The organism is Nocardia sp. NPDC051833 (assembly GCF_040681225.1).
Classification (GTDB): Bacteria; Actinomycetota; Actinomycetes; order Mycobacteriales; family Mycobacteriaceae; genus Nocardia.
In genome coordinates this window covers 1,998,790-2,008,186 of record NZ_JBFAYK010000001.1, presented here as the reverse complement: position 1 = coordinate 2,008,186, position 9,397 = coordinate 1,998,790, and the positions used below count along the sequence as shown (strand labels likewise).

Below are 9,397 nucleotides of genomic sequence, written 5' to 3'. Positions count from 1 at the left end.
GCCCGCCCTCGACGACGACCCCGCGACCGTGGAAACCATCGTGCACGTGCTGCGCCACGGCGAGGTGCACAATCCCAACGGCATCCTCTACGGGCGCCTGCCCGGCTTCAGCCTCTCGGTGACCGGCCGATCGCAGGCCGCCGCCGTCGCGCGCTCGCTGGCCGACCACGACGTCTCCCTGGTGATCGCCTCCCCGCTGCAGCGCGCCCAGGAGACCGCGGCCCCGATCGCCGCCGCCCACGACGTCATCGTGCGCACCGACGAGAACCTGATCGAAGCGGGCAACACCTTCGAGGGCCTGCGCGTGTCCGTCGGTGACGGCGCGCTGCGCAAGCCCCGGCACTGGTGGAAGCTGCGCGACCCGTTCACCCCGTCCTGGGGCGAGCCGTACCTGCAGATCGCGCACCGCATGCTGGCCGCGGTCAACAAGGCGCGGGTCGAGGGCGCTGGACACGAGGTCGTGCTGGTCTCGCATCAGCTGCCCGTGTGGACGCTGCGCCGGTTCCTGCAGGGCCAGCGGCTCTGGCACGACCCGCGCAACCGGCAGTGCTCGCTCGCCTCGCTGACCTCGCTGGTCTACCACGGGGATACCCTGGTGGACATCGTGTACTCCGAACCAGCGGGCGCCTCCGACCCTTCGGTTCACGGCGCATGACACGCTCCACCGCGTCGGGCCCCGCCCGCAGCCATCGGCTGCGGGCGATCACTGCCGTCCTGTCCGCGCTGTTCGTGATCGTCGCGGCGGCGGGCTGCTCGACAGGTACCGATGCGGTGGCAACCGGCGGCGGCACCTTCGAATTCGTGTCGCCCGGTGGTAGAACCGATATCTATTACGACCCGCCCGCCACGCGCGGGACGATCGGCAAGCTCTCGGGGCCCGATCTGATGAACGAGGGAAAGACCGTCTCGGTCGACGATTTCCCGAACCAGATCGTGGTCGTGAATCTGTGGGGACAGTGGTGTGGCCCGTGCCGCGCCGAGTCGCCCGCACTCGAAAAGGTCTACGCGGCGACCAAGGACAAGGGCGTCGCGTTTCTGGGAATCAACGTCCGCGACCATCAGCGGGACAAAGCCCAGGACTTCGTAGTGGACAACAAGATCGAATACCCGTCCATCTACGACCCGTCGATGCGAACCTTGCTCGCTCTCGGCGGAAACTTTCCCACCAGTGTCATTCCGACCACGTTGATCCTGGATCGTCAACACCGGGTCGCCGCGGTCTTCCTTCGCTCGCTATTGGCAGAAGATCTGCAGCCCGTGGTCGAGCGCATCGCCGCCGAGGAGAAGCAGTGAGCCGTCGTCGTCCCGGAAATCTGACCGCGTGTCGCCCCCGTCAGGGCGCGCGCCGCATGGGAGCGGGGTGGACCGTCGACGATCGTTGGGCGGGCATCGCGACCGTCCCGCGCAGCGTCGCCGGTGCGGGCCTGTTCGATTTCGGCCCGGCCGAACCGGCCGAGACCGAGCGCACCCTGTCGTTGCCCCGCGACGAGCAGCGTGACGAGGACACCTCCGAGTGATGGTGCTCGCCGCAGTCGGGGATTCCTTCCAGCAGACGGCGGCATCGGGTCCGTTGCTGTTGGCGTTGGGTGCCTGCCTGCTCGCGGGCCTGGTGTCGTTCGCTTCACCGTGTGTCGTGCCGTTGGTGCCGGGGTACCTGTCCTATCTGGCCGGGCTGGTCGGCGCCGAGGCGCCGCCGGCCAGCGCCGCGCAGGTGAGCACGCTCACCGCGCAGCGCCGTAGTGCCAAGATGCGGGTGGCCGGTGCCGCCGGACTGTTCGTCGCCGGGTTCACGGTGGTGTTCGTGCTGGCCACGGCCACCGTGTTCGGTGTGATCCAGACCCTCAACGTCAACCGGGAGTTGCTGCAGCGCATCGGCGGTGTGGTGACGATCCTGATGGGCCTGGTCTTCATCGGCCTGGTGCCCGCGTTGCAGCGCGACACCAGGATGGAACCGCGCCGGTTCACCAGCATCGTCGGCGCGCCCCTGCTGGGCGGGGTGTTCGCGCTGGGCTGGACGCCGTGCCTCGGGCCGACGCTGTCCGGGGTGATGGCGGTGTCCGCGGGGACCGAGGGCACCACCGCGGTGCGCGGTGTCGTGCTCATCGTGGCGTACTGCCTCGGGCTCGGGCTGCCGTTCGTCGTGCTGGCGTTCGGCTCGGCCGGGGCCCTGCGCGGGGTCGGCTGGCTGCGGCGTAATTCGCGCACCATTCAGGTAATCGGGGGTGTTCTGCTCGTCGCCGTCGGCGTCGCGCTGGTCACGGGGGCATGGGACCAGTTCGTCAGCTGGGTGCGTGACGGGTTCGTCTCCGAGGTGACTCTCCCGATCTGATGACTGACACACTGACTCCGCCGACCACCCCCAACCCGCCCGTCCGGCAGTCCCTGCCGGGCCGGGCCTGGGCCCTGGTCCGCAATACCTGGCGCGGCCTCACCAGCATGCGCACCGCCCTGGTGCTGCTGTTCCTGCTGGCCCTGGCCGCCATTCCCGGCGCCCTGCTCCCGCAGCGCAGCCTGAACACGCAGAAGGTCGAGCAGTACATCGCCGACCGGCCCACGCTGGGCCCGTGGATGGACCGGTTCGAGCTGTTCGACGTGTTCGGCAGCTTCTGGTTCACCGCCATCTACGCGCTGCTGTTCATCTCACTCGTCGGCTGCATCCTGCCGCGCTGCCTGGACCACTACCGGGCCCTGCGCACCCCGCCGGTGCCGACGCCGCGCAACCTGGGCCGGTTGCCGCACCACTTCAGCGAGACCGTCGACCGCGACGCCGACGCCGTCGTCGAGCAGGCGCGCGGGCAGCTGCGCGGCTGGCGCACCGAGGTGCGGCCGGGCAAGCGCGCCGGCGAGGTCACGCTGTCGGCCGAGAAGGGTTACCTGCGCGAGTTCGGCAACCTGGTCTTCCACCTGTCGCTGGTGGGGCTGCTGGCCTCGATCGCGCTGGGCAAGCTGTTCGGCTACGAGGGCAATGTCATCGTGATCGCCGACAACGGCGCCGGCTTCTGCACCACCTCGCCCGCGGTGTTCGACTCGTTCCGCGCGGGCAATGTCAACGACGGCACCGGGATGACCCCGCTGTGCGTGCGCGTCAAGGACTTCAAGGCCGACTACCTGCCCACCGGCCAGGCCGAGATGTTCACCTCGAACATCGAGTACCAGGCGGGCGAGGATCTGAGCACCGACACCTGGCGTTCCACCGAGCTGCGGGTGAACCATCCGCTGCGCGTCGCCGGTGACCGCGTCTACCTGCAGGGCCACGGTTTCGCCCCGACGTTCACGGTCACGTTCCCGAACGGGCAGACCCGCACCGAGACCATCCAGTGGCGCCCCGATGACGCCAGGACCTTCCTGTCCAGCGGCGTCCTGCGGATCGACCCGCCCGGCGGCATGTACGCCACCGACGAGGAGCGCCGCCAGAACCAGATCGCCATCGAGGGCCTGTTCGCGCCGACGGCACTGTTCCACGGCAGCCTGCTCACCTCGTCGTTCCCGACGATGGACGATCCGGCCGTCGCGGTCGACATCTACCGCGGCAACACCGGCCTGGACACCGGCCGGTCGCAGTCGCTGTTCGCGCTGGACCCGGAGATGATCAAACAGGGCAGGCTCACCAAGGAAGCGCGGGTCAACCTGCGGCCGGGCGAGTCGACGACCCTGCCCAACGGTGCGAAGGTCACCTTCGACGGTGCCAAGGAATTCGTGAACCTCCAGGTCTCGCACGACCCGGCCCAGCAGTGGGTGCTGGTGAGCGCGCTGACGATGATGGCAGGTCTGCTGGTGTCGCTGCTGGTCAAGCGGCGCCGAATCTGGATCCGGGCGTACCCCGCCGAGGCCGGGGCAGGTACCGTGGATCAACGACGGACCGTAGTAGAAATGGGCGGTCTGGCCAGAAGCGATCAGGCGGGCTGGGGCAGCGAATTCGACCGGCTGCGCGCGCGGGTACTGGACGCGGAAACGGAGAACTGATGCCGATCGACGAAACGGTGGCGCGCTACAGCGACTTCGCCTTCATGTCGGCCATGGCGATCTACGCCCTGGCGCTGGTGTTGTTGCTGGTGCAGTACGCCTCGGCGCGCGCCAACAAGGTCGCGGAGCGCGAGCTGGTCACCGCGGGCGCGCCCGTCGACCCGTCGCTGCCCGGCCGCATCGAGACACCGGCCGCCAAGCCGACCTCCGAGCGCCTCGGCAACATGGCGTTCTCGGTGCTGTTGGTCGGCGCGGTGCTGCACGTCGGCTCGATCGTGCTGCGCGGCTTCGCCACCCACCGCTTCCCGCTCGGCAACATGTACGAGTTCACCACCATGGCCACCGCGGCCGCCGTGGTGATCGGCCTGTACTTCCTGCGCGATCAGCGCTACCGGTCCATGTGGGTCTTCCTGCTGGTCCCCGTGCTGATCCTGATGTTCCTGGCGGGCACCGTCCTCTACGCCGACGCCGCGCCGGTCGTCCCCGCGCTGCGCTCGTTCTGGCTGCCGATCCACGTCACGATCGTGAGCATCGGCAGCGGCGTCTTCCTGGTCTCCGGCGTCGCCAGCCTGCTCTACCTGTACCGCATGCGTCAGCCCGCGGGCGAGGAGTCGACCTCGATCTTCGGCACCATCGCCCGCCGCCTCCCCGACGCCCGCACCCTCGACCAGCTCGCCTACAAGACCACCATCATCGGCTTCCCCCTCTTCGGCGCGGGCGTCATCCTCGGCGCCATCTGGGCCGAAGCCGCCTGGGGCCGCTTCTGGGGCTGGGACCCCAAGGAAACCTGCTCCTTCATCGCCTGGGTCCTCTACGCGGCGTATTTGCACGCCCGGGCGACTTCCGGCTGGCGCGACACCAAGGCCGCCTGGATCAACATCGCCGGCTTCGTCGCCATGCTCTTCAACCTCTTCATCATCAACATGGTGATCAGCGGTCTGCACAGCTACGCGGGTCTGAACTAGCCGTACCGCCCACGGAAGTATGGGCGTTTCACTTTTGGCGGGCAGCGCTACCGTTTCGGTGTCTGTTGGTTGCTCGAGAGGTGGAAGACATGCGTCGTCGGAGTGTAAGTGTGATTGCGGCCGTGGCGATTTCGCTGGGATGCGGTGTGTCGGGCGCGGCGATCGCGGCTGCCGCACCCGCGGTACCGGTCGAGCCGGTCGCCGTCGATTCGGGCTCGGCCACCCCGTACACCGCGTCCGCTGATCCGGATTCGGGCTCGGCCGCGCTCCCCGGCTTGCTGCTGCGGTGCCTGAGCACCGGCACCAGCGTGTCCATGGGGATGCCGACCTGCGTCTGACCCCAGGTCAGGACAACAAGGCCCGGTCTCTTGAACGAGCAGCCGGGCCTTTGGCATAGGTCTTCGCGGTCGTCCGGCTGCACCGGGCGGTCGCGGGTGCCCGATGGGACAATCCGTGGGTGCCAACACTGCGAGGGACAGCCGTTCGGTGGGTTGAGGACGACTGCACCGCCGGCGGCGTCATCGAAGTCCAGTTCGCCGATGCGGACGGCGTCGTGCATTCCGTCATCGACAAGCTGCCGATCTTCTTCACCTCACGCGATGACGAACCCAGCCGGTCTTCGCCGTACCCGATCCCGTGTCCCCTCGAGATAGCCATCGTCGAGCATCTCGAAGGCGATCGCACTGCGATAGATCTCCGCTGGATGGAGTCGATCACCGATCAGGTCCGGTTCGTGGTCCGAACGGCCGACATCGAGACGTGATCCGAGCTCTACTCGACTGGCGAGTCGGCCGTTCCGCCAACAGGTCCGGTGGCGGCATGGCCATCGTGGAGTTGGGTTGTGAGGTAATCGACTGCGGCGCGTAGCCGGAGAACTTCGTCGATCGCGCTGCCGAATTGGGCGATGAGGGTGGACTCGTCCCAGGTGGCAATGGATCTGCGTGCGGTCTTCTCCTGATCCCGCATGTGCGCCGCGCGCTCGAAATCGCTCGCGTCGACGGCGGCTTCCTTCTCCCTGCGCCAGTGCTCGACATCGTGCAGGACGGCGGTGAGTTCGGGCGGCAGGTTCGGGCGGAGGATCGAGAATCTCGTCGGCCGTGCGTCGGCTTCGGTGCAGCCGTAGCACTGCGAATCCGTCGTGGTCGCGCGCACAGCACGGACCGCTTGCGTCGTGATTCCAGACGCGGCGAGCAGGTCGGCGGTCGCATTGTCGGCTTCGAGGAGGGCGATCAGGAGGTGGTCTGTGCCGATCGGCCTGGTGGGGTTCTCCAGCATGGCGTAGTCGAGCACGGAATCGAGCGTTGGCGCGCCTGGAGCCGCCTGTTGTTGCGCGATGGTGCGTCGGACATCGCTTCGCCGGACACCCAGATCATCCGACTCGAGCAGCACCGTGGCCATGCCGGTGGCGTCCTCGTCGACCAGGGCGCGCAGCAGGTCCATCGGTGTCACCGACGGGGCGGCCCCGGTCGGCCGTCTGCGCGGCGGCTCGTTTCATCGCCGCGCGGGCGGCGCCCGTATACCGGCGGTGGTCGACGTGCGTCATCACCCCAGTGTGCAGTGCGATCGGCGGTGGATACGGCGAAGGCCCGGTGCTCGGGGAGCGGCCGGGCCTTGGGGGGTGATCGGGATCAGCAGTAGTAGCAGATCTTGTTGGCCGGGAGTTCGACGTGGCAGTTGAGGCAGACGGGCTTGCGGACCGGTTCCGGCTTGGGGACGGTGACGCTGCGGCGGGCGGACGTCGAGGTGCGCTTGGGCTTGGCGGCGGCTTCGGCCGCTTCGGCGGTGGCGAGGTCCTGGGTGGTCTGGTGGCGCAGGGCCGCGACCTTCGGGGGGAGGGTGGGGAGGCCGCCGTCGGCGGGGAGGTCGGTGGCGTAGTGCTGGTAGCACTGCCAGCGGGCGGCGGCGGCGTGCATCTCGAGGTCGTCGGGGATGGGCAGGCCAGCGAGTTCGAGGATGTAGCGGTAGCCGGTGCCCACCGTCTGGTTCTTGCGCACGCACAGCGCGCTCAGCGGCGGCTCGTTGTTCTTGTGACAGTGCTCGGCGACCTTGTCCAGCACGACCGGCAGCCAGTGCTGCCACTTCACCTGGGTGCGGATCCCGGATTCCTCCTGGACCAGCTCGGCCAGCTCGGTGTTGACGATGAAGTTGTTGAACCTGGTCGCGGTGTCGGCGAGCACCTCGTGTGCCGCGCGAGTCCACGCCGACCGTGCCTCGGTGAACGTCACGGCGCTGCCGTCGGCCGCGCGCCAGGTGGTCGGGATGGAACTCTGCTGCACATCGATCACCGGAATACGTTATCTACCCGGGTTTTTCGCGGTGCATCGGGGGGTATGTGGGTAAGGTCACGCGCGCGGATCACGAGTCGGACTGACCCGAATCGTCGCGGTGCTGCTTACCGAGTCGCCAGAGGAACTCCGGGTCGTCGTCGGGGCCGAGGATCGGCCGACGCGACGGCGGGCCGGAACTCGGGCCGATCTTCTCCGGGCCGAACGCCTTCCAGCACAACACCGCGACGGCCACGATCGCGATGAGTGCCAACAGGTACGTCACGTCGCTCACCTCCTGCTATCGAGGGTAGCCGTGTCCGCGCCGTGTGCACATCCGTAACGGAAGGGAAATTCCCGGCAAACGCGAGCCCATGGCGGACTCGCGCCGGCCGGTGGGGTCAGCGGGGTGCTGCCTCCGTGGTGAGCGATTTCAGCAACTGCAGGACCTCGGACTCGCGGAATCGGCGATGTCCGCCCGGCGTGCGCAGCGAACCGAGCCTGCCCGCATGAGCCCACCGGGTGACGGTCTTGGGGTCTACGTGGAACATTGCGGCTACTTGGCCTGGTGTCAGCAGAGTGTCCTGGCCGCCGACGGTGATCGCAGTCATAGCTAACCTCTCCGTTCTCGACAGTTCCCTCATCAGATGGCGCCATCGTCGCACTGCGACCCCCACGTAGTCGAACCACCTACTGTTGGTAAAGGGGAAGTAATAGACAAAAGCCGCGAACGGGGCTGCATCGGGCCAGGCCGCGGCGGGGTTAGGCTGTTGGGCGTGAGTGAAGCAACTGGTCAGCAAGGTTCTGGCGCGGGGAAGCGGCTGGTCCGCAATCTGGCCCTCTACACGCTGGCCCGGCTCGGGCTGGTCGTGCTGATCGCGGCGGTGATCGTCGGGGTCGCCAAGCTCATCGGCGTCGAGGTGCCGATCATCGTGGCCGCGCTGTTCGCGCTGATCGTCGCGATGCCGCTCTCGCTCACCCTGTTCAAGAAGCTGCGCACGAAGGTCAACGAGGACATCGCCGTCGTCGACGCGCGCCGCCGCCAGGACAAGGCGCAGCTGCGGGCCCGGTTGCGAGGTGACGACGACGGGCCGACCGCGTGAAGTACCTCGACCGCAGCGCCCCGCGTGACTGGGTCGACAACGCCGTCCGGCTGATCGACGCCGACTCCCAGCGCTCCGCCGACACCCACCTGCTGCGGTACCCGCTGCCCCCCGGCTGGCCGGTGCAGCTGTACCTCAAGGACGAGTCCACCCACATCACCGGCAGCCTCAAGCACCGGCTGGCGCGCTCGCTGTTCCTGTACGCGATCTGCAACGGCTGGGTCACCGAGGGCACCACGGTGGTGGAGGCCTCGTCGGGGTCGACGGCGGTGAGCGAGGCGTATTTCGCGAAGCTGCTCGGTCTGGATTTCATCGCGGTGATGCCGGCGAGCACGTCGCCGCAGAAGATCGCGCTGATCGAAGCGCAGGGTGGCCGATGTCATTTCGTCGAGCGGGCACCCGACATGTATCCCGAGGCCAAGCGGCTCGCCGCCGAGACCGGCGGGCACTTCATGGATCAGTTCACCCATGCCGAGCGCGCGACCGACTGGCGCGGCAACAACAACATCGCCGAATCCATCTTCCAGCAGCTGGCCCTGGAGACCAATCCGATCCCGGAGTGGATCGTGGTCGGCGCCGGCACCGGCGGCACCAGCGCCACGATCGGCCGCTACATCCGCTATCGCAGGCACGCGACCCGGCTGGCCGTGGTCGACCCCGAGCACTCGGCGTTCTTCGGCGGCTACGAGACCGGTGACGCGGGCTACGAGACCGGGATGCCCTCGCGGATCGAGGGCATCGGCAGGCCGCGGGTGGAGCCGTCCTTCGTCGGTCAGGTCGTCGACCGGATGATCGTCGTCCCGGACGCGGCCTCGGTCGCGACGGCTCGCCACGCCAGCACGGTGCTGGGCAGGCGGGTCGGCGGTTCGACGGGAACGAACCTGTGGGGCGCCTTCCATCTGGTGTCCGAGCTGCTCGCCGCGGGCCGCCGCGGCAGTGTCGTGACGCTGCTCTGCGACGGCGGCGACCGATATGCCGGAACGTATTTCGACGACGCCTGGGTCGACGCCCAGCACCTCGACCTGGCCGGCCCCACCGCCGTGCTCACCGAATTCGCCGCCACCGGTCGCTGGCACGGCTGACCGGCGAAACCTGACCGGAG

The 9,397-nt window shown here is 68.4% G+C and carries 14 protein-coding genes; 10 read left to right on the top strand and 4 right to left on the bottom strand.

The features are described from left to right. The first annotated feature begins 28 nt into the window (after positions 1 to 28). The 8 genes from AB0L91_RS08835 to AB0L91_RS08800 all read left to right on the top strand — a co-directional run bounded on the left by AB0L91_RS08835 (position 29) and on the right by AB0L91_RS08800 (position 5,691). Positions 29 to 655, top strand: coding sequence for a histidine phosphatase family protein (locus AB0L91_RS08835; RefSeq protein ID WP_355274646.1), 627 nt, complete (start codon positions 29 to 31; stop codon positions 653 to 655). Further along, positions 652 to 1,293 (top strand): TlpA disulfide reductase family protein, encoded by a 642-nt coding sequence (locus AB0L91_RS08830; protein ID WP_365008414.1) that lies wholly within the window; start codon positions 652 to 654, stop codon positions 1,291 to 1,293. Before AB0L91_RS08835 ends, AB0L91_RS08830 begins: the two co-directional genes overlap by 4 nt. A gap of 56 nt (positions 1,294 to 1,349) precedes the next feature. Then, positions 1,350 to 1,517 carry a hypothetical protein gene (locus AB0L91_RS08825; protein ID WP_355273943.1) on the top strand — a complete coding sequence of 56 codons (168 nt, stop codon included), beginning with the start codon at positions 1,350 to 1,352 and terminating at the stop codon, positions 1,515 to 1,517. Then, on the top strand, positions 1,517 to 2,329 hold the full coding sequence (locus AB0L91_RS08820) for a cytochrome c biogenesis CcdA family protein (protein ID WP_357342562.1): 813 nt from the start codon (positions 1,517 to 1,519) through the stop codon (positions 2,327 to 2,329). Before AB0L91_RS08825 ends, AB0L91_RS08820 begins: the two co-directional genes overlap by 1 nt. Further along, entirely contained in the window at positions 2,329 to 3,963 is a 1,635-nt protein-coding gene (locus AB0L91_RS08815; protein ID WP_365008411.1) for a cytochrome c biogenesis protein ResB, read from the top strand. The genes AB0L91_RS08820 and AB0L91_RS08815 overlap by 1 nt, the downstream gene beginning before the upstream one ends. After that, a complete protein-coding gene (ccsB, locus tag AB0L91_RS08810) occupies positions 3,963 to 4,928 on the top strand; it encodes a c-type cytochrome biogenesis protein CcsB (RefSeq protein ID WP_365008409.1) in 966 nt (321 codons plus the stop codon). The genes AB0L91_RS08815 and ccsB overlap by 1 nt, the downstream gene beginning before the upstream one ends. A gap of 122 nt (positions 4,929 to 5,050) precedes the next feature. Beyond that, positions 5,051 to 5,266, top strand: a complete 216-nt coding sequence (locus AB0L91_RS08805; protein ID WP_365008405.1) for a hypothetical protein — start codon at positions 5,051 to 5,053, stop codon at positions 5,264 to 5,266. Between the two features lie 119 nt (positions 5,267 to 5,385). Continuing rightward, positions 5,386 to 5,691 (top strand): hypothetical protein, encoded by a 306-nt coding sequence (locus AB0L91_RS08800; protein WP_365008403.1) that lies wholly within the window; start codon positions 5,386 to 5,388, stop codon positions 5,689 to 5,691. 8 nt (positions 5,692 to 5,699) lie between these two features. On the opposite strand, the gene AB0L91_RS08795 is transcribed toward AB0L91_RS08800, so the two are convergent. The 4 genes from AB0L91_RS08795 to AB0L91_RS08780 all read right to left on the bottom strand — a co-directional run bounded on the left by AB0L91_RS08795 (position 5,700) and on the right by AB0L91_RS08780 (position 7,803). After that, entirely contained in the window at positions 5,700 to 6,368 is a 669-nt protein-coding gene (locus AB0L91_RS08795) for a Clp protease N-terminal domain-containing protein (RefSeq protein WP_365008401.1), read from the bottom strand. Between the two features lie 188 nt (positions 6,369 to 6,556). After that, on the bottom strand, positions 6,557 to 7,213 hold the full coding sequence (locus tag AB0L91_RS08790) for a hypothetical protein (RefSeq protein ID WP_365008398.1): 657 nt from the start codon (positions 7,211 to 7,213) through the stop codon (positions 6,557 to 6,559). Positions 7,214 to 7,283: 70 nt separating this feature from the next. Next, complete coding sequence (locus AB0L91_RS08785) at positions 7,284 to 7,478, bottom strand: hypothetical protein (RefSeq protein ID WP_355273925.1); 195 nt, start codon at positions 7,476 to 7,478, stop codon at positions 7,284 to 7,286. 115 nt (positions 7,479 to 7,593) lie between these two features. Then, positions 7,594 to 7,803 (bottom strand): BldC family transcriptional regulator, encoded by a 210-nt coding sequence (locus AB0L91_RS08780; protein WP_019049435.1) that lies wholly within the window; start codon positions 7,801 to 7,803, stop codon positions 7,594 to 7,596. Positions 7,804 to 7,968: 165 nt separating this feature from the next. On the opposite strand from AB0L91_RS08780, the gene AB0L91_RS08775 reads away from it, so the two are divergent. Together AB0L91_RS08775 and AB0L91_RS08770 are read left to right on the top strand one after the other, a co-directional pair. Then, a complete protein-coding gene (locus AB0L91_RS08775; RefSeq protein ID WP_355273922.1) occupies positions 7,969 to 8,295 on the top strand; it encodes a DUF4229 domain-containing protein in 327 nt (108 codons plus the stop codon). Beyond that, positions 8,292 to 9,377, top strand: coding sequence for a PLP-dependent cysteine synthase family protein (locus AB0L91_RS08770; RefSeq protein ID WP_365008392.1), 1,086 nt, complete (start codon positions 8,292 to 8,294; stop codon positions 9,375 to 9,377). The genes AB0L91_RS08775 and AB0L91_RS08770 overlap by 4 nt, the downstream gene beginning before the upstream one ends. The last annotated feature ends 20 nt before the right edge of the window (positions 9,378 to 9,397 follow it).

Excerpts from the sequence above, each read along its gene's own strand:
- AB0L91_RS08830 (WP_365008414.1), top strand. The coding sequence starts at position 652 with ATGACACGCTCCACCGCGTCGGGCCCCGCCCGCAGCCATCGGCTGCGG.
- AB0L91_RS08825 (WP_355273943.1), top strand. The coding sequence starts at position 1,350 with ATGGGAGCGGGGTGGACCGTCGACGATCGTTGGGCGGGCATCGCGACC.
- AB0L91_RS08820 (WP_357342562.1), top strand. The coding sequence starts at position 1,517 with ATGGTGCTCGCCGCAGTCGGGGATTCCTTCCAGCAGACGGCGGCATCG.
- AB0L91_RS08815 (WP_365008411.1), top strand. The coding sequence starts at position 2,329 with ATGACTGACACACTGACTCCGCCGACCACCCCCAACCCGCCCGTCCGG.
- ccsB (WP_365008409.1), top strand. The coding sequence starts at position 3,963 with ATGCCGATCGACGAAACGGTGGCGCGCTACAGCGACTTCGCCTTCATG.
- AB0L91_RS08795 (WP_365008401.1), bottom strand. The coding sequence starts at position 6,368 with ATGGACCTGCTGCGCGCCCTGGTCGACGAGGACGCCACCGGCATGGCC.
- AB0L91_RS08780 (WP_019049435.1), bottom strand. The coding sequence starts at position 7,803 with ATGACTGCGATCACCGTCGGCGGCCAGGACACTCTGCTGACACCAGGC.